27 protein-coding genes, 1 tRNA gene and 1 pseudogene are annotated in these 25,474 nt (G+C 41.2%); 16 read left to right on the top strand and 13 right to left on the bottom strand.

Features of this window, described 5'->3' with window-relative positions; all coding sequences use genetic code 11:
• Positions 1–139 precede the first annotated feature (139 nt).
• Together yejB and HMPREF2086_RS06470 are read left to right on the top strand one after the other, a co-directional pair.
• Positions 140–1,180, top strand: a complete 1,041-nt coding sequence (yejB, locus tag HMPREF2086_RS06475) for a microcin C ABC transporter permease YejB (RefSeq protein WP_023927985.1) — start codon at positions 140–142, stop codon at positions 1,178–1,180.
• Between the two features lie 15 nt (positions 1,181–1,195).
• Complete coding sequence (locus tag HMPREF2086_RS06470) at positions 1,196–2,458, top strand: SAM-dependent methyltransferase (protein WP_023927984.1); 1,263 nt, start codon at positions 1,196–1,198, stop codon at positions 2,456–2,458.
• 111 nt (positions 2,459–2,569) lie between these two features.
• On the opposite strand, the gene HMPREF2086_RS06465 is transcribed toward HMPREF2086_RS06470, so the two are convergent.
• On the bottom strand, positions 2,570–3,025 hold the full coding sequence (locus HMPREF2086_RS06465; RefSeq protein ID WP_408605727.1) for a phospholipase D-like domain-containing protein: 456 nt from the start codon (positions 3,023–3,025) through the stop codon (positions 2,570–2,572).
• A 148-nt stretch (positions 3,026–3,173) separates the two neighbouring features.
• Here HMPREF2086_RS06465 and HMPREF2086_RS06460 point away from each other — a divergent pair, with 148 nt between their 5' ends.
• The 5 genes and pseudogenes from HMPREF2086_RS06460 to HMPREF2086_RS06440 all read left to right on the top strand — a co-directional run bounded on the left by HMPREF2086_RS06460 (position 3,174) and on the right by HMPREF2086_RS06440 (position 9,270).
• On the top strand, positions 3,174–6,023 hold the full coding sequence (locus HMPREF2086_RS06460) for a midas domain-containing protein (protein ID WP_023927982.1): 2,850 nt from the start codon (positions 3,174–3,176) through the stop codon (positions 6,021–6,023).
• 106 nt (positions 6,024–6,129) lie between these two features.
• The gene (gene gmk, locus HMPREF2086_RS06455) at positions 6,130–6,864 is read left to right on the top strand and encodes a guanylate kinase (RefSeq protein WP_023927981.1); all 735 of its coding nucleotides are present in this window, start codon (positions 6,130–6,132) and stop codon (positions 6,862–6,864) included.
• A 132-nt stretch (positions 6,865–6,996) separates the two neighbouring features.
• A pseudogene (tatA, locus tag HMPREF2086_RS12120) lies at positions 6,997–7,144 on the top strand (twin-arginine translocase TatA/TatE family subunit); the annotation flags it as partial.
• A 279-nt stretch (positions 7,145–7,423) separates the two neighbouring features.
• The gene (gene argS / locus HMPREF2086_RS06445; protein WP_023927979.1) at positions 7,424–9,052 is read left to right on the top strand and encodes an arginine--tRNA ligase; all 1,629 of its coding nucleotides are present in this window, start codon (positions 7,424–7,426) and stop codon (positions 9,050–9,052) included.
• Positions 9,053–9,195: 143 nt separating this feature from the next.
• Positions 9,196–9,270 (top strand) — tRNA-Asn (locus HMPREF2086_RS06440).
• 185 nt (positions 9,271–9,455) lie between these two features.
• Here HMPREF2086_RS06440 and HMPREF2086_RS06435 read toward each other — a convergent pair.
• From HMPREF2086_RS06435 to HMPREF2086_RS06425, 3 genes are all read right to left on the bottom strand, one after another.
• Positions 9,456–9,878, bottom strand: coding sequence for a GtrA family protein (locus tag HMPREF2086_RS06435; protein WP_023927977.1), 423 nt, complete (start codon positions 9,876–9,878; stop codon positions 9,456–9,458).
• 210 nt (positions 9,879–10,088) lie between these two features.
• Positions 10,089–10,517: a hypothetical protein gene (locus HMPREF2086_RS06430; protein ID WP_023927976.1), complete on the bottom strand. Its 429-nt coding sequence runs from the start codon at positions 10,515–10,517 to the stop codon at positions 10,089–10,091.
• Between the two features lie 101 nt (positions 10,518–10,618).
• Positions 10,619–11,365 (bottom strand): DNA-3-methyladenine glycosylase family protein, encoded by a 747-nt coding sequence (locus tag HMPREF2086_RS06425; protein WP_023927974.1) that lies wholly within the window; start codon positions 11,363–11,365, stop codon positions 10,619–10,621.
• Between the two features lie 325 nt (positions 11,366–11,690).
• Between HMPREF2086_RS06425 and HMPREF2086_RS06420 the strand changes: the two genes are divergently transcribed.
• From HMPREF2086_RS06420 to HMPREF2086_RS06400, 5 genes are all read left to right on the top strand, one after another.
• Positions 11,691–12,806, top strand: a complete 1,116-nt coding sequence (locus HMPREF2086_RS06420) for an NAD(P)-dependent alcohol dehydrogenase (RefSeq protein ID WP_034561305.1) — start codon at positions 11,691–11,693, stop codon at positions 12,804–12,806.
• A 70-nt stretch (positions 12,807–12,876) separates the two neighbouring features.
• Entirely contained in the window at positions 12,877–13,827 is a 951-nt protein-coding gene (locus HMPREF2086_RS06415; RefSeq protein ID WP_023927970.1) for an aldo/keto reductase, read from the top strand.
• A gap of 25 nt (positions 13,828–13,852) precedes the next feature.
• On the top strand, positions 13,853–14,584 hold the full coding sequence (locus HMPREF2086_RS06410) for an NAD(P)H-binding protein (protein WP_023927968.1): 732 nt from the start codon (positions 13,853–13,855) through the stop codon (positions 14,582–14,584).
• Positions 14,585–14,636: 52 nt separating this feature from the next.
• Positions 14,637–15,113 (top strand): cyclophilin-like fold protein, encoded by a 477-nt coding sequence (locus HMPREF2086_RS06405; protein WP_023927966.1) that lies wholly within the window; start codon positions 14,637–14,639, stop codon positions 15,111–15,113.
• Positions 15,114–15,219: 106 nt separating this feature from the next.
• Positions 15,220–16,254 (top strand): RelA/SpoT domain-containing protein, encoded by a 1,035-nt coding sequence (locus tag HMPREF2086_RS06400; RefSeq protein ID WP_023927964.1) that lies wholly within the window; start codon positions 15,220–15,222, stop codon positions 16,252–16,254.
• 27 nt (positions 16,255–16,281) lie between these two features.
• On the opposite strand, the gene HMPREF2086_RS06395 is transcribed toward HMPREF2086_RS06400, so the two are convergent.
• Both HMPREF2086_RS06395 and HMPREF2086_RS11565 read right to left on the bottom strand, forming a co-directional pair.
• Entirely contained in the window at positions 16,282–17,253 is a 972-nt protein-coding gene (locus tag HMPREF2086_RS06395) for a hypothetical protein (protein ID WP_023927963.1), read from the bottom strand.
• Positions 17,225–17,380 (bottom strand): hypothetical protein, encoded by a 156-nt coding sequence (locus HMPREF2086_RS11565; RefSeq protein WP_023927961.1) that lies wholly within the window; start codon positions 17,378–17,380, stop codon positions 17,225–17,227. The genes HMPREF2086_RS06395 and HMPREF2086_RS11565 overlap by 29 nt, the downstream gene beginning before the upstream one ends.
• Positions 17,381–17,549: 169 nt before the next feature.
• Here HMPREF2086_RS11565 and HMPREF2086_RS06390 point away from each other — a divergent pair, with 169 nt between their 5' ends.
• The gene (locus HMPREF2086_RS06390) at positions 17,550–18,161 is read left to right on the top strand and encodes a sugar O-acetyltransferase (RefSeq protein WP_023927959.1); all 612 of its coding nucleotides are present in this window, start codon (positions 17,550–17,552) and stop codon (positions 18,159–18,161) included.
• 269 nt (positions 18,162–18,430) lie between these two features.
• On the opposite strand, the gene HMPREF2086_RS06385 is transcribed toward HMPREF2086_RS06390, so the two are convergent.
• The 7 genes from HMPREF2086_RS06385 to HMPREF2086_RS10840 all read right to left on the bottom strand — a co-directional run bounded on the left by HMPREF2086_RS06385 (position 18,431) and on the right by HMPREF2086_RS10840 (position 22,964).
• A complete protein-coding gene (locus HMPREF2086_RS06385; protein WP_023927957.1) occupies positions 18,431–19,006 on the bottom strand; it encodes a YceI family protein in 576 nt (191 codons plus the stop codon).
• Positions 19,007–19,034: 28 nt separating this feature from the next.
• Positions 19,035–19,934, bottom strand: a complete 900-nt coding sequence (locus tag HMPREF2086_RS06380; protein ID WP_023927956.1) for a DsbA family protein — start codon at positions 19,932–19,934, stop codon at positions 19,035–19,037.
• Positions 19,935–19,953: 19 nt separating this feature from the next.
• Positions 19,954–20,400, bottom strand: a complete 447-nt coding sequence (locus HMPREF2086_RS06375) for a MarR family winged helix-turn-helix transcriptional regulator (protein WP_023927955.1) — start codon at positions 20,398–20,400, stop codon at positions 19,954–19,956.
• 180 nt (positions 20,401–20,580) lie between these two features.
• Positions 20,581–21,891 carry an MATE family efflux transporter gene (locus HMPREF2086_RS06370; RefSeq protein WP_187367103.1) on the bottom strand — a complete coding sequence of 437 codons (1,311 nt, stop codon included), beginning with the start codon at positions 21,889–21,891 and terminating at the stop codon, positions 20,581–20,583.
• A 22-nt stretch (positions 21,892–21,913) separates the two neighbouring features.
• Positions 21,914–22,087, bottom strand: a complete 174-nt coding sequence (locus HMPREF2086_RS11920) for a hypothetical protein (RefSeq protein ID WP_187367102.1) — start codon at positions 22,085–22,087, stop codon at positions 21,914–21,916.
• Positions 22,088–22,110: 23 nt separating this feature from the next.
• The gene (locus tag HMPREF2086_RS06365; RefSeq protein WP_023927953.1) at positions 22,111–22,434 is read right to left on the bottom strand and encodes a DMT family transporter; all 324 of its coding nucleotides are present in this window, start codon (positions 22,432–22,434) and stop codon (positions 22,111–22,113) included.
• Positions 22,431–22,964 carry a MarR family winged helix-turn-helix transcriptional regulator gene (locus HMPREF2086_RS10840; protein WP_023927952.1) on the bottom strand — a complete coding sequence of 178 codons (534 nt, stop codon included), beginning with the start codon at positions 22,962–22,964 and terminating at the stop codon, positions 22,431–22,433. Before HMPREF2086_RS10840 ends, HMPREF2086_RS06365 begins: the two co-directional genes overlap by 4 nt.
• A 265-nt stretch (positions 22,965–23,229) precedes the next feature.
• Between HMPREF2086_RS10840 and HMPREF2086_RS06355 the strand changes: the two genes are divergently transcribed.
• From HMPREF2086_RS06355 to HMPREF2086_RS06345, 3 genes are read left to right on the top strand one after another with little or no spacing between them, the layout of a single operon-like run.
• Positions 23,230–24,285 carry an aldo/keto reductase gene (locus HMPREF2086_RS06355; RefSeq protein WP_023927951.1) on the top strand — a complete coding sequence of 352 codons (1,056 nt, stop codon included), beginning with the start codon at positions 23,230–23,232 and terminating at the stop codon, positions 24,283–24,285.
• Positions 24,286–24,330: 45 nt separating this feature from the next.
• Positions 24,331–24,918: a sugar O-acetyltransferase gene (locus HMPREF2086_RS06350; RefSeq protein WP_023927950.1), complete on the top strand. Its 588-nt coding sequence runs from the start codon at positions 24,331–24,333 to the stop codon at positions 24,916–24,918.
• A 1-nt stretch (position 24,919) separates the two neighbouring features.
• The gene (locus HMPREF2086_RS06345; RefSeq protein ID WP_023927949.1) at positions 24,920–25,456 is read left to right on the top strand and encodes a flavodoxin; all 537 of its coding nucleotides are present in this window, start codon (positions 24,920–24,922) and stop codon (positions 25,454–25,456) included.
• The last annotated feature ends 18 nt before the right edge of the window (positions 25,457–25,474 follow it).

The following is a 25,474-nucleotide window of genomic DNA, read 5'->3' as shown; positions in this document are numbered from 1 at the left end:
TGAATTTATTGTGCGGATTTGAGATTTTAGTTATTTTTTATGCCCATTTAGAAATCAAAAATCACGCTAAAAAATCAGTCATTTTAGCCTTGTATGATATTTTGCAATCTTTTTAAAAATCTGCAAAAAGGATTTAGCGATGTTTTCCTATCTTTGCAAGCGATTATTTCTCATTGTTCCCACACTTTTAGGCATTATTGCGATAAATTTTTTTATCATTCAGCTAGCACCGGGCGGTCCTGTGGAATATATGACAAATAAACTTGAAATGAGTGCAAAAGGCGAAGCAAGCGCGGGAATAAAAATAAGCGAATACAAAGCAAGCAAAGGCTTGCCAAACGAACTCATAGAGGAGCTAAAAAAGCAATATGGCTTTGATAAAGGCATAATGGAGCGATTTTGGCTAATGATAAAAAATTACGCGACATTTGAGCTAGGAAATAGCTACTATCGCAAAATCAGCGTATGGGATTTGGTGGTAGAAAAGTTGCCTGTGTCAGTATCTCTAGGGCTTTTTAGCACGATTTTGATTTATCTCATTTCTATCCCGCTAGGGATTTACAAAGCCCGCAAAAACGGCTCATTGCTAGATTCTCTTAGCTCGCTTGCTATTGTTATAGGCAATGCTATTCCTGCGTTTTTGTTTGGGATTTTGCTTATTGTGCTTTTTGCGGTGCAATGGGATTTTTTCCCGCTTCGTGGGCTTGTGAGTGAGGATTTTAAAGAGCTAAGCACAATAGGCAAGATTAAAGACTATTTGTGGCATATCACACTTCCTGTGCTGTGCCTTTCTATCGGTGGTTTTGCGTGGCTTACACTACTTAGCAAAAACTCGTTTTTAGAGGAGTTGCACAAACAATATGTGCTAAGTGCCTATGCAAAAGGGGCAAGTCAAAATCGCGTGCTATATGGACATATTTTTCGCAATGCTATGCTAATTGTGATTGCTTCTTTTCCTGCGGCTTTTATGGGAATCTTTTTTAGCGGTAGTTTGATGATTGAGATTATTTTTAGCCTTGATGGATTGGGGCTTTTGGGGTATGAGAGTATATTGAGTAGGGATTATCCTGTGGTATTTGGCACGCTATATATTTTCACGCTTCTTAGTCTTGTGGTGGGGATTATTAGCGACATCGTTTATACACTCATCGACCCTAGAATTCATTTTGATAGATTTTGATTTTGAGTAGGGCTTATGAGGGATTTTAGCGCGGATTTTGCAAAGGGCTTTGCAAGCGATTTTGGAGTGGATTTTGCAGATGATTTTGGGGTGAGCTTTGGGCTGTATATGAATGAGTGGCTTTATGGGGTAAATGGCTACTATTCACGCGCGACAAAAGGAGATGAAAAAATTGGCAAAGAGGGGGATTTCTACACAGCTGTGAGTGTGTCGCGATTTTTTGGTGGTGCTATCGCAAGACATATCATTGACTTGCTTGAGTGTGGCAAGCTAGAGTTGCCACTTGGTGTTGTGGAGTTTGGTGCGCATAGTGGTAGGCTTCTTAGCGATATTATTGATTTTTTGGATATTTTGAGTGTGGGAGTATTAGAGCAAACAAGGTTTTTTAGTATAGAGCCACTAGAGCTTTTGCGCAAAATGCAAGCGCAAAATCCGCGCATAACGCCACTAGAAGATTTAAGCGAGCTAAAGCTAGCTAATGAAAAAAGTATTTTTATGCTAAGTAATGAGCTTTTTGATGCGTTTGCTTGCGAGGTGGTGAGGGAAAATCGCTTTTGCTTTATCAAGGATTTTGATAGGATTGTGTGGCGTAGCGATGAGGAAATAGAGCGACAAATCCAAAATCTACAATCACAGATAGAGCAATCAAGCGCACAAAGTAAAAAAACTATATTTTGCAAAAATCATCTACAAAAAATGCTTTCTCAAAAAAAGCTAGATAAAGTCAAAAACGGCGAGATTTCGCTTGGACTAGAACCTTTTATAAGAAGTGTTTGTGATTTTATCAAATCCCAAGATAATCTCAAATCGTGGAGGTTTTTGAGCTTTGATTATGGTGGCGAAGTGGCAAGATATGAGGTAACTTTGCGTGGATATAAGGCACATAGAGTGCTTAGCTTTGAAGAGATTTGCACAGATTTGCACGGGCTTTTTGGCAAGTGTGATTTGACTTATGAAGTGGATTTTTCGCGCATTATTGCGCTTTTTGGCTCATTTGGTGTGAGATTACAAGCTAAATCGCGTCTAAATGCTGCGCTTGTGGAGTTTGGTATAGATAAGCTACTAGAGGAGTTTTTTCTTTTTTGCCAAAATTCGCAAAATCAAAATCTACAAAATAAAGATTTGCAAAATCAAGCCTCACAAAACCAAATTTTACAAAGTGAAATCTCACAAAATCCCAAAATGCAAATCTATCAGCAAGAAGTGCTAAGAGTGCGTGAGCTACTTAGCCCAAATGGAATGGGTGAGAGATTTTTCTGTGTAGAATTTGGTAGTTGAAGTTCACTATTTTTTGCAAATGTTGCTTTATTTGGGCTTTAGAAAGTGTGCCTTAGTTGTTGTGGTAAATAGGGATTTTAAGTTTTACTAAAAAAAAACACTAAAAATTTTTTAGAATTTCTCGCATTCTTTTATCATTTTTTCAAATGCGTTTAGTGCTTTATTTACGAGATAAGAATCATCATCATAAAAAAGCGTTTCAAAGTTGTTTTCAAAGGCGTTTTTGCTCCAATTTGCAGAACCTATGTAGAGGATATTTTTATCCACTATTGCCATTTTTTGGTGCATTATGCCGTAGTAGTTGCCGTTTTGAGCTTTGCGACCTTTTAGCGTGCAGGTGGTTATGTTGTTGTATTTTTCTAGGTAGCCTATGGTGGAGCGGGCGTCTTTGGCACTATCTTTGTCGTAGATTATTCGCACTTTTACACCTCTATTTGCGCTATCTCTCAAGGTTTTTGCAATCTCTCTGTTTGTAAAACTATAAATTGAAATATCTATGCTTTTTTGAGCGCGTTTAAATGCGTCTTGTAGGCTTTTTAGGGCTTGGGATTGTTCATAAGGCATCATAAAAAGTTCGCTCCTTGCGAGTAGTGTGCTGGAAGTAGAAAGGAATAAAAAGAGAACAAAATTTGCTAGCAACTTATTCATTTGGCAATCCTTTTGTCAAAAAATTGGTATAATTGTAGCATTTTATCTACGAAATGGGTAGGCGTGTATGAAGATTGTCATAGCTAACACAGATTTAATGGTGTCAAAGCTGATTGAGGCTTGTGCGAAAAAGACGGGGTTGCAAGTGCAGCATTTTATTAGCCTAGAAGAGGTTGATTCTTCTATGCTGGAGGATTGCTTTTTGTTTGTCGATGAGAATGCGCTAGGTAGCGACACAAAACGCGCTAAGCAAATCGGCACAGAATCTCTAAGCTGTCTTATATACTCACGGCGCAAACCTCTAAATGAGTTTAAATACCTTGTCCAAAAGCCGTTTTTGCCTACGCAGATTTTGGAGCTATTGCGCAAAGAGCTTGTGAATAGGGGCGAGGATTTCAATAGAGCTGTCGAAGAGGAGCAAAAAACACCGATAGAACCCATCAAAGATATACCGCTTAATGAATTTGATTTGAAAGATGAACATTTATTTGAGGGGAATTTGGAGTTGCCACCATTGCCTGATACTGACGCGGTGGAGACAAAGACAAGTGCTCAGAGTGCAAAAGAGCAAAAAGAGCAAGTAGATGAGGAAGAAAATTTCCTAGAAGTGGGGGAAAATATCGAGCATAAAAGCCTAGCTGCGCTTGAGCGAGAAAAAAGTGGGGCGAGCGTAGATGATTTGGGTGGTAATGATTTAGGTGCGGTGCAGGATATTTCTAGTGAACCTGATTTTTTAAGCGAGCCTGCTTCAGTGGATGCGCTGGGTGGGGAATCTGCAGGGCAATATAGCGCAGAACCTAATGAGTTAGATTCTGCTTTAGACATAAGAGAGAGTTTGGCAGGGGATTTGGATAGCATTGATGAGAATTCTTTAGATAACTCTTTGGGCGATTCTCTAGATAGTTCATTAGATGGACAGTTAGATAGTTTGGATAAGTTAGATGATTTGGGCACTGCCTCTGTGCTTGGGAATCTAGATGGGCTAGGTGGCACAGATAGTGCTCCTAGCGCGGATTTTGGCGCGGATTCTAGCGTGGCTTCTAGTGATGTGAGTGAGCGTGATGAACTGCTTGGAGATGACATCGGTAGTGATGAGGGGTTGAGTGGCGATTTGGGTGCGGATTTGGGCGAAAGCGCAAGTGCGGGTTTGGGAGTGGACTTGGATAAAAAACAAGATGATTTAGCTAGTTTAGATAGTTTGGATGATAGCCTTGATGGCTTAGACATTTCAAGTGAAGTGGTTGCAAATGAAACGACTGATGACATAGCAGGTGTAGCAGATAGTGCAAGTGGCACAAATGGTAATGTAGAGGATTTGCCACAAGAATCACAAGAATCAAGCCTAGATTTTACCGCGCAAGGTGGTGTGCTTGACAAAGATGAAGCCCAAGAGATACAAGACTTGCTTGCTGAAAATGCAGGAGCACAAGTCGAGGGATTGGCAGATAGTGCAAATAGTGCAGATGAAATCGCAGGATTAGCAGATGATATAGATGAGGCAAAAGGTGCAGAGAGCGCGGATAGTGCGGAAATTAGCGCAGATAGTGATTTGGCTAGCGAGGCACTAGCAGGCATAAGCGATGAGGGTGCAAGCAAAGAATCACAAGAATTTATTGGAGAGGAGATTGGTAGCGTAGAGGCTAGTGAGCCTAGCGCACAACAAGAAGCACAAGCACCTATCCAAGAATCCACACAAGAGGAATCCGCACAAGAAAACGCCAAAGAAGCTAGCGAGGGAGGAGAGTTTGCGGATTTGAGTGAAAGTGATATTATGGAAGTGTTAGGCGAGGAGGATTTGGGCAGTGATTTGGCTAGTGGCGTTACTTTGGATAAAGAGGCTTTGGCAGGAAGTGAGAAAGAGCCTTTGAGTGATTTGGGTGTGGCAGAGCAGGGTGCTCAAAATACACAAGATTCTAGCCAAGAATCAGTGGTAGAAACTCCACAAGAGTCTATCACGGATGCTAGCGTGGAGGATACCAGCGTAGCAGAAGTGGCAAAAGAGCAGATAAGCGATGAGGTAGCACAGTCTCTTGCCCCACAAGAAGCAAGCGCAGGCAAAGAAGTATCCACACAATCCATTCAAGATGAAGTAATAAAAGATTTGCAAGAAAATTTGGAGCAGGATTTGCAAAAAAGCTTAGAAGAAGAGACGCCAACGGTCTTGCAAAATGATTTGGCAGAGGGAGAGCCGCCTAGCGAGTCTCATAATGAAATAAGCCAAGTAGATGAGGCAGTTAAAGATGAGGCTAGCAGTATAGATAAAGTGCTTGAGTTGGCAGATTTGAGCGAGCAGACAGAATCACAAGTCGATGAAACACAAGCAGATGCTAAAGAATCTAGTACACAGGATTCTAAAGAGGATTTGGCAAATGAAATGGGGCTAGATAGCGTCCTAGAGAATGATTTGCAGGATTTGGCACAAGATGACTTAAGCAAAGATTTGGCAGCAAGTGGCTTAGAGGAGGGTGGCTTGCAAACAGATAACATAGATAGTGCTGATAGCGCAGAAGCGGGCAGCTTAGATGATATTAGCTTGGAAGAGAGCGAATCTAGCGACTTAGAAGCAAGTAGCCTAGATGATGTGGATATGCCAAAAACCGAGTTGCCAAAATCTTTGGAAGAGCTAGAAAATTTAATAGAATCAAAAGATTCTATAAGCGGGCTAGATACAGCTATCGCTGAGCTAGACACTTCGCTTGAAAAAGTTGTGGCACAAGATTTTGATACCAAAGATTCTAGTTTGGATTTTGGCTCTAGTGTGGAATCTAGCTCAAAAGATTCTACCAAATCATCAAGTGCCAAATCCACGCAAAAGCGACTTATCACCGAGCTACTTGCCAATAAAAGCGCGGAGGAGATTAGCTCACTGCTTGAGGGAGCGCATATCCGCATTGATATTGATTTTTCGCAGGATTAGCTATCTGCCAAGATAGAGTAGAGAGCAAAGCATAAAAGCGTAGTAAAATCGGGGCAAAAAACGGAGCTAGAAAAAAGTGGGGCAACAACTACGATAAAGGTATAAAATGCAACCACAAACAACGCAATCACGCAATGCGCAATCACAACAATCGCAGAAAAATCCTCCAAAGTCTAGCACGGTTGATTGTGCTAAAAATCAAAAAAAGATTAGCCAAAATCGTTTAGGGCAAAAATGTGGTAGGATTTTGGTTCTTTCAGGTCCTAGTGGTGCTGGGAAATCCACTCTTTGCACCGCACTAAAAGAATCCATAAGTGATATGTATTTTTCTATCTCTACTACGACTAGGGCTATGCGCGATGGCGAGAGGGACGGCGAGCATTATCATTTCGTTAGTGAAAGAGAATTTATCGCAGATATAGAAAAGGGGGAGTTTTTGGAATGGGCTCAAGTGCATAATCACTACTACGGCACTTCTCTAAAACCTATCCAAAAAGCACTAAATCAAGGCAAGCTAGTGGTTTTTGATGTCGATGTGCAGGGACATAGAAGCATAAAAGAGCATTATGGCGAGCTAGCAAAATCTATTTTTGTAACGACAAAAAGCAAGCAGATTTTGCGTGAGCGACTAGAGAAGCGACAAAGCGATAGCAAGGAGCATATTGAGCTACGACTTTTGCACGCTTATAACGAAATGCAGCATATTTCGCAGTTTGATTATGTGATAATAAATGATGATATAGCACAAGCAAAAAGTGCGATTTTGCATATTGCTACTTCGTTAGAATTTCTCACCCAAGAGGCAATCACTGATTTGCTTATGCAGGAGTGGAAAGGCTAGCAAAAAGATTTTGCATAGAATATTTTGCGATTCTGTGGGATTTTTATTTAATAAAAAATTTTACAATAACATTTTTTGTTTAAGCATTTTATCAGCGTTTTTGTTTGTAAAAATTTAATAAAGGAGCGATAGATGGGAGCAGGTAGCTGGTGGCATTGGGCTATTGTCATAGCGGTGGTTTTGATACTTTTTGGTGGCAAAAAAATCCCCGAGCTTATGAAAGGCATCGGCACAGGAATCAAGGGCTTCAAAAAGGCGATAAAAGATGATGATGAGGAGTCTAGTAGCGTTGCCAACACTTCAGGGCAAACAATCATAGAAGCTAGCACTTCACAGCCACAAATTTCCCAAAGCACAAGGGGGCGCACTCGTCCAAAAGGCTCTAGCACAAAGACTTCTGCAGACAAGGCCACTGCTTCTGTTAGTGCTACTTCTTCTAGTGGGGTAGATTCTCCCAAAAAGCGTGGACGCTCTAAGAAAGCATAATCCACTTGGCAATCTTGCAAAAATGACAAAAAGCACAAGCTAGATAAAACCCAACTAGATAAAATCACAAATTATGTTTGCTTCTATCAAAAATATCATAAGTGAAATCGTAGGGCAAGAGGTAGTTTTAGAGCTACCTAAAAATAAAGATTTTGGGCATATTGCCACACCCATAGCTTTTAGTCTAGCAAAGATTAAAAAACTTCCTCCTACACAAATCGCACAAGAAATATGTGCTAAACTAGAATCAAAAGCCGAGTTTAGCAAAGTATCTCAAGTGAATGGCTATATCAATCTCACTTTGAGTGCCGAGTTTTTTCATCACTGCATACAGAGCGCGTTTGAAAATACTCTAACGCAAAAAAAATCACAGCAAGAAAAAATTCTCCTTGAGTATGTCAGCGCAAATCCCACAGGACCGCTTCATATAGGGCACGCACGAGGTGCTGTCTATGGCGATAGCTTGAAGCGTGTGGGAGAATATCTAGGGAAAAATATCACCACAGAATACTACATAAATGACGCTGGCGCACAAATGGATAAGCTAGCATATTCACTCGCACTTAGTGGGCTAAGGATACTAGAATTTAGCCCTTTGCCACAGATTTTGCTAGAGGCAGAAGAGGCAGGAGAGACTTATAAAGGCGAGTATATCGCTAAAGCAGCACAAGATGCGATTAGCCATTTTGGCAAGGATTTTTTCTTGCCAAAAAACATAATCTCAAACCTTGAGCAATTAAAAGATTTCGGCAAAAATCTTATGCTAGAGATTATTAAGACTGATTTGGAGAGATTACACATTTGCTTTGATAATTTCGTAAGTGAGAAAAGCCTCTATACGCAGTGGAAGGATACTCTAAAAGAGTTAAAATCAAATAACGGTGTCTATGATAAAGATAGCAAAATCTGGCTAAAATCTAGCCAATTTGGCGATGAGAAAGATAGGGTGGTGGTGCGAGAAAATAGCGAACCAACATATCTAGCTGGGGATATTATCTATCATCGCTACAAGTATAAGCGCGGATTTGATAGACTGATAAATATTTGGGGTGCTGACCATCACGGCTATATCCCACGAGTAAAGGCTTCTATGGAGTTTTTGGGATTTGACTCATCTAGGCTTGAAGTCTTGCTAGCACAAATGGTAAGCCTGCTAAAAGAGGGCAAACCATACAAGATGAGTAAGCGAGCGGGGAATTTTATTTTGATTGGCGAAGTGCTTGATGAGATTAGTGCAGATGAGCTTAGGTTTGTGTTTTTGACAAAAAAGCCTGATACGCATTTGGAGTTTGACATAGATATGCTTAGCAAGGAGGACGCAAGCAATCCTATATTTTATATCAACTATGCAAATGCTAGAATCCACACAATGTGTGCAAAATCTAGCTTGAGTGAGGGAGAGATTTTGAGCGCGAAGCTAGAATCTAGCCAAGAGGGCAAAGAAAATAGCGAGATAATGGAGCTAGCGTTTTTGGCACTACTTTTGCCACGCATAGCAGAAATGGCGTATGATGAGAGGAGCTTGCAAAAAATCTGTGAATACCTAAAAAACCTCTCAAGCGCATATCACGGATTTTACAATGCTACTAAGATTTTGGGTAGCAAAAACGAAGCAATATATCTAAAAATCTCAAAACTTGTAAGCCTATCAATCACGCAGGGGCTATCATTGCTAGGGATAAAAGCAAAGACAAAAATGTGAGAATCAAATCTTTTTTGTAGTTTTAAAAAATAAAAATATACAAAATCCGCGCTTTTGTTGCGTAAAACCTTGACATTAGCGCGATTTTTTCGTAGAATTTTGCCTTTATTTCTTTTTAGTTTTTTAGGCGATATTTTTTAGATTCCGGATTAGCTCAGCGGTAGAGTAGGCGGCTGTTAACCGCTTGGTCGCAGGTTCGAATCCTGCATCCGGAGCCATTCTTTTTTAGACTTTTTTAACTTCTTACCAAACCTTGCAAAGACAATTTAAAAAACGCAATCTTAGTTGATATAGCCGAAATTTTCACACTATGATTAAAAAAGTTTTTTCTATTGTTTACAATGCTAAATTTATCGCAAATAGCTTTATCATTTTTTGCTATCAATGCTTGATTTTACCTCACTCACTCACTTTCTTTCTTGCTTGGCTTAAAAGCCCAAAGTTTGCTAATGCAATATCCGCTTATGGTGTAGCACACACTTGCGATGATTTGGGCTATGTATTTATCCGTGCCACACCCATAGTGCATTCCAAGTAGCACGGCTAGGTTTATGAGATAAGCTACGCCCATAGCCACACCAAACCTCACAAAGTCCCTTTTGTGTGAGTTTGCCGACTTGAAAGTGAATTTTTTATTTAGAAAATATGAGTTCAAAAACCCTACGACATAGCCAATAGGATTTGCAACTTCAGGCTTTACTCCCACATACATTAGCGCAAATATCACGCCAAGCCCCACAATCGTATTTGCAACACCTACGATTGCATACAGCAGGGCAGAATTTTGCAGAGGGTTTTTTAAAAATTCTTTTGCGTATTTTTTCATTTGTGATTTTCCTTATGTGGATTTTGGCTTAGATTTTTGTGCGGATTTTCGCGCGTAGTTCGCACTTTTGGATAGAATCATAATCTATCAACACAAATTTTTTGCCACAATTTTAGTATTTTTTATGGTGCTACTTTGCGACACATTGAAAAAGATAGCAAAGCAAAATATAAGCGAGAGTTTGGCGTATAATTAAAAATCATCGTTTTTTTATTGCTCTAGCAAGTTTGGCTTTCTTGCTTTTGCACGCTTGCTTTGGTGTGTATTTTTTGACTTTGGTGTGGGTAGATAGGGCAGGGTGGATTGCACTATTTTGGCTAGTAGCTCAAGGTTTTCGATGTCTAAAATATAATGTTCCCTCGCACCGACAAAAGGGAATCCAAGCGCAAAAAACCCCTCATACTCGCTAGCAACTTCATCTAAGGCTTCATACTTTTTGATAAACACCTGCTCATCGCAGAGCAAAAACAGCACTTTTTTGCTCCTTTGGCTTTCCAAGTTCCCAAACTCACTGATATACACGCAATATTCCCCAAACATTTTTAGCGCACTAAAGGCAAACGCACCATTTAGATACTCCCTAGCGCACTGCTCCAATCGCTCCAAGACAAAGTCCTTAAACGCCTCACTACTTGCCATTTTTTACTCCTTAGGTTTCGCCTTTTTCGCTCCGCGCTCATAAAAGCGCAAAACTTACAAAAGCACCAAAATTTATAAAGCACAATAAAAATTCTAAACCCCTAAATCTCAAACTTCCCGCTTGCAATTTCCCAAAGATAAAGGCTTGCGATACTGCCATAGGGGCTAAATTTCGCCCTATATGTCGCAAACACTTCTTTTGGGATTTTGCCATTTTTGCCCTCACACTTAAGCGCGTAGAGCATTTTTAGCCCGCGTTGCAGTGCCAAATCATCATAGCTTAAAATATCCTTGCGCTGCAAGCAAAAAAGCAATATCATCTCCGCCGTCCAAACGCCTATCCCACGAAGTTTGATTAGGCTTTCTATGGCTTTTTCATCGCTCATTTTTGCCACCGCCTCTATGTCAAACTCCCCACTTTGCACTTTGTGGGCGAAGTCTAAAATGTATTGTGCCTTGCGCGAGGAAATCCCACAAGAGCGGATTTTGTCTATGTCTATGGCTAAGAGGACTTGCGCTTTTTGCTTGGATTGTGAATCTGTGCTTTGTGCCTTTTTCACATTTTTTTTCTCACTCTCTACCTCGCTAAAAAGCGCGCAAAACCGTGCCCAAATGCTTGCTTGGGCTTTGGTGGAAATTTGTTGCGCGATTATGTGATGAATGACACTTGCAAATATATCGCGCTCGCCCTCGCGCGTGATTGTGCCGATTTTGTCAATCGCTTTTGCAAGCCTTTTGTCCTTTGCCTTTAGGCAATCTAGCTCTTTAGTGGTGTAAGTGAAAATGTGAGGAGTGAAAAAACTTTGGTTGTAAGCCACAAAATCCCTTTGTGTTGAAATATTTTGCATTATAACTTCATTTCAAAAATCATTTTTACGCATTTTGATAAAAATTTCGTGATTTTCTCTTGACTGATAGTTGCTCTCAAGTTTTATAATTTTATTATCACTTCTAGATTCTAGAATCTAGAGTGCAAAACTCATAATTTAAAAGGAGCAAAAAATGAAAACAAATATTCAAGATAAATTGCAAGGTAAATTGCACGACACACAGCGCGATTGTCGCGATGAGAAAAGGCGCGAGTTTGTCAAAAACTCTGCCAAACTAAGCGCGGGCGTAGCCCTTTTTGGTGGCGCGATTTTTAGCAGCACGCAAGCAAACACTGCAAGCACAATGAGCGCAAGCCAAATCATCGGCTCAAATGAAGCAATATCCCAAGCAAAAAGCGGGGCGCGAATCCAAAGCAAAGGCTACGCAGCTTTTAGCAAGGATTTCAAATTTAAGCCCCATAGCTTCACACGCCACCCATTAGGCGCAAATGATATACTCATAGAAATCCTCTACGCGGGGATTTGCCACAGCGACTTGCACGCGGTTTTGGGCGAGCACGGCAAGCCAAACTATCCTATGATACCCGGACACGAAATCGCAGGGCGCGTAATCGCAGTGGGAGAGAAAGTGCGCAAATTTAAAATAGGCGATTACGCGGGGATTGGCTGTATGGTAAATTCTTGCGGGGAGTGCGAAGCGTGCAAACGCAGCGAAGAGCAGTTTTGCACAAACGCTAAAACCGTCTTTACTTACAATAGCAAAGATGTCTTTCATAACGATGAAATCACTTTCGGTGGCTACTCAAACAACTATGTAGTGAGTGAAAAATTTGCCATAAAAGTGCCAAAAACCGCGCAAATAGAAAAAGTCGCGCCACTGCTTTGCGCTGGAATCACAACTTACTCGCCCATAATGTTTAGCAAAGTCAAAAAAGGGCAAAAAGTCGCCGTAGCAGGTGTGGGCGGACTAGGACATTTGGCAGTGAAATATATGGTGGCACTTGGCGCGGAGGTTACGGGATTTGACATAGTAGATAAGCGCGAAGCGGTGCTAGGGCTTGGTGCGAAGCGATTTGTCAATGTGAATAGCAAAGAGTTTAGCCAAATCACAAATGAATTTGACTTCATCATCTCTACGATTCCCTATCATTACGATATAAACGCGTATCAAAAAATGCTAAAAATGTATGGCGAAATGGCAATCGTGGGCTTGCCCTCACATAAAGACAATCCTAGTTTGGACGCAAACGCGATGATTTGGCAGTTTCGCAGGAAAGTGTATAGCTCGCTTATCGGTGGCATAAAAGAAACACAAGAAATGCTTGATTTTAGCGTGAAAAACAATATCTACCCCGACATTGAGCTAATCCCAATCACACAGCTTGATAGTGCGTATCAAAAAGTCGCGCAAGGCAAGGCAAACTTCCGCTTTGTGATTGATATGAAAAGTTTGAGTTAGAATCTGTGTATCTTCGCACACTCTAGATTCTAGAATCTAGAGGGCAAAACTAATATTAAAAGGAGCAGAAATGCAAAGTGATTGTTTTAATAACAAACGGCGGGAGTTTGTCGCGGATTGCACAAGGTTCGCAGGACTTGCGATGATGACTACTGCGTTGCCATTATTTGCAAAGGATTCAAAGACTACCAAAGCACAAAGCAAGGGGGTAAAAATGGAATTTCTAACGCTTAATAACGGCATAAAAATGCCAATTCTAGGGCTTGGCACTTATGGGCTTAGTGGCAAAAGCGGGCAAGAAGCCATAAGCCAAGCCTTGCAAGTGGGCTACCGACTAATTGACACCGCGCAAATGTATGGCAACGAGCGCGAAGTAGGCAACGCAGTGGCAAACGCGCTTGCAGAAATTAAGCGCGAGGAGTTTTTCATCACTACCAAACTCTCAAGCAATATGGGCTATGATGAGACGCTAAGGGCTTTTGAAACCTCAATGAAAAAGCTAAGGCTTGATAGGCTTGATTTGCTCCTTATCCACGACACTTACAGGAATGCAAAGCAAATGTATAAGGCAATGGAAAGGCTCTACAAAGAGGGTGCAATCCGCGCACTTGGAATCTCAAACTTTAAGCAAAAGGATTTGGCGGATTTTATTGAAGGTTGCGAGGTAGTCCCTGCGATAAATCAATGCCAAACGCATATTTTTCATCAGCAAAAATCCCTGCGTGAAGTGATGAAAAAGCAAGGCATTATTTTGCAGTCGTGGAGTCCTTTTGTGGCGGGGAAAAACGACTTTTTTCACAACGCTACCTTGCTACAAATCGCTAAAAAGCATAACAAAACTATGGCGCAAGTGGCATTGCGATTTCTCATAGAGCAAGGCATAGTAGTGATTCCAAAGACTTCTAGGCTAGAGCGAATGCAAGAAAATATCGCTGTGTTTGACTTCGCGCTTGATGAGCGTGATAAGGCGACATTAAGCGCAATGGATACGAATACTTCGCAGTTTGGCTGGGATAGTTAGAATTTAAAAATAAAGGAGATTCACAATGAAAAAATTACTTATCGCACTTAGTGGCGCATTGTTTGGATTTGTAGGTTGCGCGTGTGCTACAAGCTGGAGCGAAAAAGACTTTAGCGACATAAAAGGCACGCAAGAAAAGGTGTCCGTGCTTATCATCGGGGCAAATGGTAGCGTGGCAAAAGTCGCTACGCAAGGATTTCTCGCAGGGAGTAACGCGGATTTGAAGCTGTATTTGCGAAATGCTAGTCGCTTATCAAATGTGGCAAAGCAAAATCCAAATCGCGTGCAACTTATCGAGGGCGATGCGCTGGATAAAAACGCGCTCAAAAACGCGATGAGTGGCGTAAATGTCGTGTATGCCAATCTCGCTGGGAGCGACTTGCCAAAAATGGCAGAAACTATCATAGCTGCGATGAAAGAAGCGGGGCTAAAAAGGCTCATTTGGATAAGCAGTTACGGCGTGTATGACGGGGAGATTCCCGAATCGGAGCTAAATCGTATCCGCGCTTACAATCCACCGCACCGAGAAGCTGTGCGCGTAATCGAAGCAAGTGGGTTAGACTACACGATAATCCGTGCGCAGTGGTTTAGCAATGCTAATGAAATCGACTATGAGCTTACCAAAAAGGGCGAGAAATTCAAAAATCCAAGTGCGTATATCTCGCGCAAATCTATCGCACACCTTGTGATTCGGCTATGTTTGGAGCAAGGCTTTGGCGTGAGAGAGAGTTTTGGTATTAACAAACCTGCGAAATAGGGATTTTGTGAGATTTTTGCAAAGTGCGTTTTGGAAGTTTAAGGAGGCAAAAATGACAAAAATTGTTAAAGGATTTGTGGCGTGTATAGCGTTTGTTGTGTTTATAGTAATGCCACTAGGTGCGCAATCTAGCGTAAATAAAAGCACAAATGGAGCAAAAATGATGATAGAGATGAGTTTTGAGGACGAAGCGCAAGTGCGCACAATCATAGAGCTAGAGGACAATCCTGCCACGCGTGATTTTTACGCGCAACTGCCTCTCACTCTAGAATTTAGCGACTATGTGGGCAAAGAAAAAATCTCAAATGCCCTGCCAAAGCCACTAAACACTAGCGGACTAAATGGCTATGACCCGCAAGTGGGGGATTTGTTTTATTTCTCTCCGTGGGAGAATCTGGGGATTTTCTATGCAAAGCAACCCTTTCATAGTGGGCTAGTGCGCTTTGGACGCATAGATACGCAAACGCTTGCTAAGCTAAAATCCCAAAAACGCAACTTTGTGATTCACTTCACAAAAGCCACAAAATAGGGGATTTACAAATAAAAACTAAATAAAATTTAAGTTTGTATTTACGATGGATTATTTTTTGCTTATTTGCATTGTTTATGCAAAATATAATAAAAAAGATTGAAAAATGGGCGAAAACGATATTATCATTGCTAAGAATAGAGTTAGAAAAGCTGGTGAAAATATAAGGAATGACAAAGCTACACCTGATGATTACAAGGCTGTATCATTGTGGCGAAGCATTCATATTCCTATTATGACAGCTATGGTAAATGTCATAAACAGAAAGCTGACTATCCATAATCTTAAAGCCATTATAGTTGCGAGACGACTAAAAAGGCTTACTTCTATTGAGTTTAAACTAAAACGATTCAAAGATATGAAACTTGATAGAATGCAAGATATTGCTGGGGTTAGGGTTGTATTTAAGGAAATGCAACAAGTTAAAAATTTTCAAAAGTCTATGGAGGAAACATATTTAAAAGGTAGTAGAAAATTTAAACTTATTGACACCAAAGACTATATAGCAAGTCCCAAAAATGACGGCTACCGCTCGATTCATCAAATATTTGAATATAAAGATGCCTCTAAAATGCGATTAGAATTACAGATTAGAACTCAACTGCAACACTATTGGGCTACTGCGGTGGAAGTTTTGGGAATGAAAAGTAAGTCAAAGATTAAGCAAGGAGAGGGGGAAGATTATTATAAGGAATTTTTTAGATTATCTAGTGCCTTATTTTCGTGCATAGAAAATACAACAAAACAAAGTGAATATGAGAATTTATCAAAAAAATATATATGCAAGAAAATCGCTACACTAGATAAACAGCACAATATTCTTAAAACTTTGTCAGGGCTAGTTGTTTCAGGGCAAAATATAGAAAAGCAAGTTAATGAAAAAAATTACTACTTTATTGTCGTGCTTAATTTGTCGAAAAATACTTTGAGAATTATGGGTTTTAGGCGAAAAGATTTTGATGGAGCAAAGAAATTTTATGATTTTTATGAGCAAGATTCAAAAGAAAATCAGAACATAGATGTCGTGTTAATTTCGCTTGATAAATTTAAATTACTTAAACAAGCTTATCCAAACTATTATTTGGATAGTGGCTCTTTTATAGGTGTTATCAAAAAAGAATTCCAAGAATTGGGCATTTAGCGTTTTACCTCATCGCACATTATTATTTTAAGACTTTAACACAAATACTTCTTTTATGAGATTTTTATAGCGCGTTTTGGCTTCTCTTGGCGTGAGTGTTTGGCTTGGATTCGCACCAAATGCTAAGTCTAAACGCTCCGCCAAATTCGCCCCGAATCTTTTTGGCAAAATGGCTTTTATAACACTTAAAAGCCTTTCAAAATTCTTTTGCTTTATCTTAATCTGCCCCTTTATACCCAAAATCTTAAACCGCTTTATGCGTTTAGGACATAGATTCGCCCTTATATCAGCGGGGTAAATATTATAATATTTATGTAGTGGCGAATGCAAGTATCTAGGGCAAATGTAAGGCTCTTTCGTGCCCACAAGAACATTTGCTGGTTTTTTAAGCGCAGCGCAAAGACTCGCTGTGCCTGTTACAAAGCAATAAATCGCCTTTGCTGAGTAAATCAAATCGCAAAAGTCCTCCAAAGTAGGCGTTTCTATAAATTCAGTGTCTATATTATAATCAAAACACGCCTTTTGCGTGGCACTATTTTTGCCTGTGGGCTTTTTGCCCATTACGGCGTCTATTTTTACATTCATTTCTTTAAAAAAGGTGAGTATGTCGCTAAATTCGCAACTTGCTTGGGACACAAAATTTGGGTCGAAAATCACCTTATGAAATTCGGGGCGAAATTTTGGCTTATAATAAATCTCTGGCTCGTGCATTCGCTCCCCATCATCAAGCCCAAAATGAAGCATAATTTTATCAAGCAGATTTTCTGCGCGTGTAAAGGGTAGATTTTTGTAAGAGAAAAATGGAAAGGCTTGTGTGTCATCATAAGGTGGCTTTGCGTTTGGATTTTGCCACCCAAAAGGCGAAGTGATATAGTAGTTTTCTAACACTCCATCGACATAGGGATTCGCCTCCCAAATAAGCCTTTTGTAATCATCGCTTCTAAAATTATAAAAAGGCTGAATATAGACTTTATCGTAATTTCCCCCCCCCCCCCCCATTAGCCGTTTTGGCGATTCGTGGTAAATGGCTATAAAATAAGCTATCGCCCAAACCGGGATATGAAAGGTAAATGATGAGCGTTTTTGGCGAATTTTGGTTTGGTGAGTTTGATAGATTTTGTGGCATTGAACTATTCCTTAAGTTAGTATTTTCTGCAGAATTTTATAAAATATATACTTAATACATAGTTAGTTTTTTTAAAATTACTATAATTTTTTACAAAGCCCCTTGACAGATAGCAACTCTCATCTTTTATAATTGCGTTTTAAAATTTAAACTTAAAAGGATTGGCAAAATGCAAAATCAACTCAATTTAAAAGAATTGCTCGGCTTAGAGAATGTGGATTTTAGCCACGAAATCTTTACGCGCGACATAAATGGCGAGGGCATAAACTATGAGAGTGAGGGCTGGGAGGAAATGCACAACGCCATCTCAAATGCCCAAAAGCTCGTAGCGCACCTAAACACAGGCTATCACTCGCGCGAGGAAACACACGCGATTTTGTGCGAACTTTTTGGCTACGCGCTTGATAAAAGTGTGTGGGTTATGCCGCCCTTTTACACGGACTTTGGGCGCAATATCCGCCTTGAAAAGGGCGTGTTTATCAACACTTGCTGCACCTTTATGGATAGGGGCGGGATTGAGATTGGCGAGGGGACATTTATCGCACCAAAGGTAAATGTCATAACGATAAACCACGACTTCAATCCGCAAAATCGCTCCACCACGCTATGCAAGGGCGTGAAAATTGGCAAACGCGTGTGGATAGGCGTAAATGCCACAATCCTCCCAAGCGTTAGCATAGGGGATAACTCCATAATCGCTGCGGGTGCGGTGGTAACCAAAAGCGTCCCGCCAAATGTCATCGTAGGGGGCAATCCCGCCAAAATCATAAGGGAGATTTAGGGGATTTTGAGAGCGTAAAAAAGTGTGAAAAAAGTGCGAAAGGGGGTGAAGAGGAAGGAGGGTGTGAAAATGGCGTAAAAAAAGCAAAATGGCATAAAAAAAAGGGTGAGAAAAACAAAGAGTTTGCAAAAATGGTGTGAAGCCCTGATATAAAAATACGCCTCTAGATTCTAGAATGTGCAAGTAAGGCAAAACTTCCAAACAAAATCTCTAGTATTTTTTTGCCAAACTCAAATGACTATCACAAGCCAAAATCCCCTTAGTAAAATCTACTCCCCTAAAGCGATATTCGCGCTAATCTCTACTTCATCACTCACGACAGGAAAGTTTGACATACCAAAATCCTTGACATTTATGCGCGTGCGAAGCGATAGTGCGTTATCTAGCTTAATGTGAGATTTTAGGGCTACTTGCTTTGTTATGCCATTTAGCGTGAGATTGCCCACAATAGTGCCTGTGCCCATATCATCGCTGTCTTTATCATCGCCATTTTGCGAGGAGGCAAACTCTATCATCTCAAACGCTATCACAGGATTTTGCGCGACATTAAGCAGCTCTTGTGCGCGGATTTTTTCATCTCGCACTTCATTTTTGCTATCCACAGAAGTCGCATCTATCGTGCCTTTTAGCTCCACGACTTTGCCATTTTGCACTATGCCTTGCGCGTGAAACTCCCTAAACTCACCAAGAACTTCGATAAAGCCAAACTTTATCATCCTAAAGTGGATACCGCTCTTTTGGGTGATAAACTCGCCTCTACTAGCATTGCTAAAAAGCACTGCGCCACCTAGTCCAAGTCCGCATACTACGATACATATCCCGACAATTTTTAGTAATCTTTTCATTTTTTCTCCTTTTATCTAAAATCTTAAATCACGCAAAAAGCGCGTTTTGACACTGCCCATTATGACAGCTAGAGTTTTGTGCTAGCGTGATAAAGTAGCTTTCCCCACAATTCTGCTTTGCAAGTATGCCCGCACTACATAGCCTTTCTACGCACTCTTTAAGCGTAGTTTTATCCACGCTAAGCGCGTTTGTAGCCTCACTCTCACTCACACGAGCAAATCGCCCCACAAATTCAAGCAGATTTTCATCGCTAAATCCCTTCTCTTGCGGGATAAATTCACCCTGCGTAAGCCTAGAAATATGCTCCTTTAGCTCCTCATAGCCCATAAAGCCAGCAATTATTTGGTGCTTGCCCTCATACACAATCTCCATAGTGGGAAATGAGCGCACACCCTTTGCGTAGCATTGCTGCAAATCTTTATCAAGCGCATTTTGTGCTTCGCCATTTTGCAAGGCGTTTCTAAACGCATTCAAATCGCTTAAAAACTCGCCTGCCAAATCTAGCAAGACGCTCTCATCGCTTGTGTTTAGCCCATCGCTGTGAAAAGCCTCACGCACACGGCGCAAATACGCTCCTTGCAATCTCTCATCTACGATTTTCATCGCCTCTATTGCAAGGCTTGCGGGCAGAGAGGTTATATCGCGAGGCTGTTTTTGCTCCAAATGTGCTATGTTTATAGGCAGTCCTGCGCGCCCTGCGGCGTCTAAAAAGTGGCTTTTCATCTGCACTTTTAACTTTTGAAGTCGCAGAGGCGTAAATTCATCATTGCCGATAATGTCGCTATAATCGCGCACCAAAAGCCCGAGTGTATTTTGAATCTCCACGCTATTAGCATTGCTAAACTCAATTTTGCGCAACGCAACATCTAGTGCGTAGCACCAAATACACATAGGGTCGGTGTATTGGATAATTGTAAATTTTTTCATTTTGTGTCCTTTTGATTTTTTAGTGCGTTTGTTTGATTTTTAGCACACTATATACTTCGAGCAAATCCCTGCAAAACGCGCTGTATCGCTCATCTGTCATAAAGGCTAAAATCTCTTTTTGCTTTTTGGCAATCTTTTTTTGCAAAGATAGGGCGATTTGCTGCCCGCTTTTTGTCAGCACAATCAAATTTTCCTTGCGGTTGTTTGGATTTTGCCTGCGCTCTAAAAGCCCCTTTTCTTGCAGTAAATCTATCATCACACCGATAGTGTTTTTATCCGTGCGGGCAAGACTTGCGATATGAGTTTGTGAGAAGCTATCCTCTAGTCCCATAAAAAGTATGCCCGCACACCTTGAGTCAAGCTCAAAATCTGCGTAAATCTCGCTTAGCTCATCATAGAGCATTAGCGAGATTTGCCTAGATAAAAAGCCCAAATGGATAAAACCCTCGTTATTTTTCTTTGGCATTGTCGCTCCTTTAAATTATGATTTTTATATAATATAAAAATTTGATTATATAAAAAATATATTATTATGTCAAGGGGGTTATAAAAAATACAATCACATAGAATGTGGTTTTAAATTCTGATAATGTAAGCAAGTCGCTATAAAAAGGCGATTTTGGCGAGGGTAAATAAGTGCTAAGCCCTACAATTGCAATGCTTTTTTAAGCAAAATCACACTTACAATCAACACGCAGATTTCAGCGAAAAAATGCACGATAAACACGCCCTCCACACCCCAAAATCTAGGCAAAATCATCAAAAACGCAAGCGGGGCGATGAGGTTTGTGCTAAGTGAGATGAGCATTGAGAGGGTTGGTTTATCAAACGCTGTCAAAACGCCGTTTGTAAGGGCGTTAAACCACATTGCAATGTAGCCAAAGCTATAAAGCAAAAGGGCTAGCGACATAAACGCGATAAACTCGGCATTGTTTTGCTTAGCGAAAAATCCTGCAAAATCTGCCCTAAAAATGCCTAAAATAGCTAACACAAAGAGTGAAAACGCCACATTTATAGTGATTAAAATACGCAAAATATGCTTGATTTGCACTCTATCGCGCTTGGCAAAAAAATAGCTTAGAAGCGGTTGCAAAGAGCCATTTGCCGCCATTATCACAGAAACTACTAGCCCATCAATGTATAAAATCGCCGCATACACTGCCACGCCAAGCGCACCGCTTAGCTTTAGAAGTGTCGCGTTTGCAAAAATCGCAAATAGCGAGCCTGAAGCCGTGTCCATAAATTCAGAGCTTCCATTGTATAGCACGGTTAAGAACTTTTTTAGCTTCATTTTGGGATAGCAAAATTTTAGCACCAAATCTTGCGTGAAAAATGGCATTAGGCTAAGGATAGTCCCTAAGCTAAGCCCTAAGCACATTGCCAAAGCCACACCAAAAATCTCTAACTCAAGCACGATGACAAAAAGGCACACCAAAGCGACATTGCAAAGCACGACAAAAACCCCAACCCACATAACATAAACGCCCTTTTGGCAAATGCGCAAATAATTATCAAGCGCGTAGGAAAGCGAAATGATAGGCATAAAAATAGCGATGACTTCTAAATACTCCACGCACAAGTCTTTTATAGACTCACTCACGCTCATAAAATCAAGCAAAAATTCCATTCCAATGTAGAGTGCAAGCCCTAGGCAATAAGATATAAGCACGATTGCCAACACACACGCTGAAAAAATCTCGCACGCTTTTTGTGCCTTGCCCCTCCCTAGTCGCAGGGAAATCTGCACCGATGAGCCTATGGCTATCATATCTGCAAGGGCAAAAGAGATAAACATAAAAGGCATCACAAGCCCCATAGCTGCCAAAGACTCGCTTCCTAAATAGCTCCCCACGATAATGCCATCAATAATGGCATACACCGAAAAAAATACCGCTGATACAACACTTGGGGCGATATAGTGCTTACAAAGTGCGGTAAAACTTGTGTTTTGATACATTTGCATAAAAAACCTTTAAATCTTAATTCGTGGCAAATCTACGATTCGCCCTCGCAATGACGATAAAATTATAGATTCGCGTTAGCGCAATCGAAGTAATGGCGGTGTGGCTTTGCACGGCGTTTTGCCCCTTGCAAGGAAATAAGACTTGGAGTCTATTGACGAAGCAATGGGCGATACGCCGTGTGAATCGCATACCCCAGAACAAATTGTTTTAATCTATGCTTTTGAGAGGAGCTTTAGCCCTACTACGCCGATGATTATAAATGCCATACAAAGCAACTTTATCACGCTTACTTCCTCTCTAAACACCACAAAGCCCACCACTCCCACTAGCACAAGCCCCACTCCACTCCACACAGCGTAAGCTATGCTTAAGTCAATGCTTTTGATTGCTTGAAAAAGCAAGGCGAAGCTCGCACCCATAAAGAGCGCGAAAAGCGCGATAAAGAGTTTGTTGCCACTTATCGCGCTGTATTTAAGCGAGCTAGTCGCGCATATCTCACACACAATCGCCACTCCCAGCACAATCCACGCATTCATTTTGCACCTCCGTTTTGTTGGGTTTGGTTTTGGGTGCTTTGCTCTTTTTTTGTGCTTTGCGCTCCCTTATCTTGCGCACTTTGCGTGTAAATCTCGCTTAGCATTTCGCTAAATGCCCTCTCATAGTCGCTAAAAATCTCTATAAGTTTTTGGAGCTTTTGTGCGCCAAGTTTTTCATAGACTTTTTGCTCAAAGTCCGTGTATTTTGCGATGAAGTCTTGGGCGTAGATTTTGCCACTTGGAGTGAGGGCTATGAGCTTTTCGCGCTTATCTGTGGGGCTAGTTTGCACCTCGATAAATCCTTGTTTTTGGAGCGATAAAATAATGTTATTTATCGTTTGTTTTGGCATTTCATAGCTTTGTGCGATGTCTTTTTGCGTGTGTAAATCGCTGATTGCAAGCGCGTATAAAACTTTGTAGAGAAATCCATTTATCCCAAGTGCGTTATCAAGCCTCGCATACAAGCCAAGCGTTTTGTAATACAGCTTGTTAAAATCGTGGATTTGCGCGTGCGTGATTGGCTTTTTCATCACTTTTCCTTACGATAATTTTAGAGCAATTTTAGCGTTTTGGAAGCTAAATAGTCTTTATGAGGACGAATTATAGTCTTTTTAGGGACTAATGTCAAGTGCAAAAACAGCAAAATTTCCCACACAAAATCTAAAAAGCACCAAAATTTTGCAAAAAATTGCATTTTACCCCTTGACTTAGAGTTGCTCTCATCTTTTATAATTGCGTTTTTATCATTCTAGATTCTAGAATCTAGAGGGAAAAACCTAAATTTAAGGAGCAAGAATGCAGAATTTAGACAATGAAAAACGGCGCGAATTTATGCGCAGAATGTGTGCGGCGGCTGTGATTGGCGGTAGCTTTGTGGCGTGTGGCGATTCAAACAAAAGCGATTTAAGCGCGAGTGATTCAAGCGAATCTAGCACGGGCAATTCAAGCGATTTACCCACAAATAGTGCAAATAGCGCGAATCTAAAAGGAATCTTAGGCGAATCCTACACCCTAAGCAATGGCGTAAAAATCCCAAAACTAGGGCTTGGACTTTGGCGAATCGAAAATGAAAAAGTGCCAAATGTCATAAGCGAAGCCATAAAAGTAGGCTATCGCCACTTTGATAGCGCACAGGCTTATGAAAACGAAGTCGGCACGGGCGAGGGCGTGAGAGCTGCGATAAAAGGCGGACTAAAGCGCGAGGAAATCTTTGTAACCACAAAAGTCCGCGCCGAGCATAAGACTTACGAATCCGCTACAAAAAGCATTGATGAATCGCTTAGCAAACTCGGGCTTGATTTTATTGACTTGATGCTGATTCATAGCCCACAGCCGTGGAATGATTTTCGCGGTGGGGACTACTCACAGGGCAATATTGAGGCGTGGCGTGCGCTAGAAGATGCGCACAAAGCGGGGAAAATCCGCTCCATTGGCGTAAGCAACTTTTTGCAAAAAGATTTGGAAAATATCTTTGCAAACTGCACCATAAAGCCTATGGCAAACCAAATCCTAACCCACATAGGCAACACGGCCTTTGACTTGATAGCCTACTGCAAGGCGCAGGGCTTGGTGGTGGAGGCTTACTCGCCTATCGCACACGGCGAACTTTTGAGAGATGAGCAAATCCAAAAAATGGCGCAAAAATACGGCGTAAGTGCGCCACAGCTTTGCATTCGCTACGCGTTAGAAATTGGCACGATTCCTCTGCCAAAAAGCGTGAATCCTGCGCATATCGCTTCAAACGCGCAAGTGGATTTTGCGATTAGTGAAGCTGATTTGGATACGCTAAAGAAAATGAAATTTAAAGACTACGGCGAACACTCATATTTCCCTGTCTTTAGCGGGAAGTAGGCGTTAGCAAAAAAGCGCGAATCTAAAAGATTTTAAGGAGCGAAAATGAGTAAAGATATATTTGAGCGAGATAGAAGTGGGGAAATGGTGGATATGAATGAGCCTGAATTTAGCAAGATTTTAGCCATTATACAGCAAACGCAAAATCTGTGCTACGAGCTAAACAAACTCCCACCAAATAGCGATAAAGTGCGGGGGATTTTTAGCCAAATCATCGGCAAAGAAGTGGGGCAGGACTGCTGGATAATGCCGCCGTTTTTTGTGGATTTTGGCAAAAACATTAGCGTAGGCAAGGGCTTTTTGCTGCAACAAAACTGCACCTTTATGGATAGAGGCGGGATAGAAATAGGCGATAATGTGTGGATAGCCCCAAATGTGCGAATCACCACGATAAACCACGACTTCAACCCCTACAATCGCCAAGCGACATTTTGCAAAGGGGTCAAAATCGGCGATAGAGTGTGGGTAGGAATCGGTGCGACAATCTGCCCGGGCGTAAGCATAGGGGAAAACTCCATAATCGCAGCGGGTGCGGTGGTAACCAAAGATGTCCCGCCAAATGTCATCGTAGGCGGAAATCCTGCCAAAATCATAAAAACGCTTGAAAACTATAAAAAACCAAAGGAGGTGTGAGATGAATATTTTAGTGGCGTATTTTAGCGCAAGTGGTATCACAAAAGAAGTGGCGGAAACTATCGCAAAGGTGGCGAGTGAGTTTGCAGGCGATAGTGGAAAGGCAGGCGAATCTAGCGAGGCGGGCAAAGTAGAGCTTTTTGAAATCGCGCCAAAAGTGCCTTACAGCAAGGCGGATTTGGACTGGACAAATGAGCAAAGTCGCACCACAATCGAGTGCAAGGACAAAGCCTCACGCCCCGAGCTTGCCAAAACTATCGACATAGCACCTTTTAGCGTGATAATCATAGGATTCCCCGTGTGGTGGTATAATGCCCCGCATATCATCTTTAGCTTTTTAGAAAGCACGGATTTTAGTGGCAAGGTTATCGTGCCATTTTGCACGAGCGGTGGGAGCGGTATCGACCCTGCACCGCGCGAAATGCAAAAACTCGCACCAAATGCGATAGTCAAAGATGGAGAGAAGTTTAACTTCGGGGCAAACAAGTCAAGTATCCGCAGGTGGCTCTCTAGCCTAAATTTAGAGCAAAAGGAGTGAATATGAACGGAGTAAAAT

Origin of the sequence: Helicobacter macacae MIT 99-5501, from assembly GCF_000507845.1 — a bacterium.
Taxonomy (GTDB): Bacteria; Campylobacterota; Campylobacteria; order Campylobacterales; family Helicobacteraceae; genus Helicobacter_B; species Helicobacter_B macacae.
Note: the sequence above shows the minus strand (reverse complement) of the source record. Positions and strands in the feature narration are given on the sequence as shown.

Bases quoted from the DNA above. Each gene is read 5' to 3' on its own strand.
- yejB (WP_023927985.1), top strand. From the start codon at position 140: ATGTTTTCCTATCTTTGCAAGCGATTATTTCTCATTGTTCCCACACTT.
- HMPREF2086_RS06470 (WP_023927984.1), top strand. From the start codon at position 1,196: ATGAGGGATTTTAGCGCGGATTTTGCAAAGGGCTTTGCAAGCGATTTT.
- HMPREF2086_RS06465 (WP_408605727.1), bottom strand. From the start codon at position 3,025: ATGATGCCTTATGAACAATCCCAAGCCCTAAAAAGCCTACAAGACGCA.
- HMPREF2086_RS06460 (WP_023927982.1), top strand. From the start codon at position 3,174: ATGAAGATTGTCATAGCTAACACAGATTTAATGGTGTCAAAGCTGATT.
- gmk (WP_023927981.1), top strand. From the start codon at position 6,130: ATGCAACCACAAACAACGCAATCACGCAATGCGCAATCACAACAATCG.
- argS (WP_023927979.1), top strand. From the start codon at position 7,424: ATGTTTGCTTCTATCAAAAATATCATAAGTGAAATCGTAGGGCAAGAG.
- HMPREF2086_RS06435 (WP_023927977.1), bottom strand. From the start codon at position 9,878: ATGAAAAAATACGCAAAAGAATTTTTAAAAAACCCTCTGCAAAATTCT.
- HMPREF2086_RS06430 (WP_023927976.1), bottom strand. From the start codon at position 10,517: ATGGCAAGTAGTGAGGCGTTTAAGGACTTTGTCTTGGAGCGATTGGAG.
- HMPREF2086_RS06425 (WP_023927974.1), bottom strand. From the start codon at position 11,365: ATGCAAAATATTTCAACACAAAGGGATTTTGTGGCTTACAACCAAAGT.
- HMPREF2086_RS06420 (WP_034561305.1), top strand. From the start codon at position 11,691: ATGAGCGCAAGCCAAATCATCGGCTCAAATGAAGCAATATCCCAAGCA.
- HMPREF2086_RS06415 (WP_023927970.1), top strand. From the start codon at position 12,877: ATGCAAAGTGATTGTTTTAATAACAAACGGCGGGAGTTTGTCGCGGAT.
- HMPREF2086_RS06410 (WP_023927968.1), top strand. From the start codon at position 13,853: ATGAAAAAATTACTTATCGCACTTAGTGGCGCATTGTTTGGATTTGTA.
- HMPREF2086_RS06405 (WP_023927966.1), top strand. From the start codon at position 14,637: ATGACAAAAATTGTTAAAGGATTTGTGGCGTGTATAGCGTTTGTTGTG.
- HMPREF2086_RS06400 (WP_023927964.1), top strand. From the start codon at position 15,220: ATGGGCGAAAACGATATTATCATTGCTAAGAATAGAGTTAGAAAAGCT.
- HMPREF2086_RS06395 (WP_023927963.1), bottom strand. From the start codon at position 17,253: ATGGGGGGGGGGGGGGGAAATTACGATAAAGTCTATATTCAGCCTTTT.
- HMPREF2086_RS11565 (WP_023927961.1), bottom strand. From the start codon at position 17,380: ATGCCACAAAATCTATCAAACTCACCAAACCAAAATTCGCCAAAAACG.
- HMPREF2086_RS06390 (WP_023927959.1), top strand. From the start codon at position 17,550: ATGCAAAATCAACTCAATTTAAAAGAATTGCTCGGCTTAGAGAATGTG.
- HMPREF2086_RS06385 (WP_023927957.1), bottom strand. From the start codon at position 19,006: ATGAAAAGATTACTAAAAATTGTCGGGATATGTATCGTAGTATGCGGA.
- HMPREF2086_RS06380 (WP_023927956.1), bottom strand. From the start codon at position 19,934: ATGAAAAAATTTACAATTATCCAATACACCGACCCTATGTGTATTTGG.
- HMPREF2086_RS06375 (WP_023927955.1), bottom strand. From the start codon at position 20,400: ATGCCAAAGAAAAATAACGAGGGTTTTATCCATTTGGGCTTTTTATCT.
- HMPREF2086_RS06370 (WP_187367103.1), bottom strand. From the start codon at position 21,891: ATGTATCAAAACACAAGTTTTACCGCACTTTGTAAGCACTATATCGCC.
- HMPREF2086_RS11920 (WP_187367102.1), bottom strand. From the start codon at position 22,087: ATGCGATTCACACGGCGTATCGCCCATTGCTTCGTCAATAGACTCCAA.
- HMPREF2086_RS06365 (WP_023927953.1), bottom strand. From the start codon at position 22,434: ATGAATGCGTGGATTGTGCTGGGAGTGGCGATTGTGTGTGAGATATGC.
- HMPREF2086_RS10840 (WP_023927952.1), bottom strand. From the start codon at position 22,964: ATGAAAAAGCCAATCACGCACGCGCAAATCCACGATTTTAACAAGCTG.
- HMPREF2086_RS06355 (WP_023927951.1), top strand. From the start codon at position 23,230: ATGCAGAATTTAGACAATGAAAAACGGCGCGAATTTATGCGCAGAATG.
- HMPREF2086_RS06350 (WP_023927950.1), top strand. From the start codon at position 24,331: ATGAGTAAAGATATATTTGAGCGAGATAGAAGTGGGGAAATGGTGGAT.
- HMPREF2086_RS06345 (WP_023927949.1), top strand. From the start codon at position 24,920: ATGAATATTTTAGTGGCGTATTTTAGCGCAAGTGGTATCACAAAAGAA.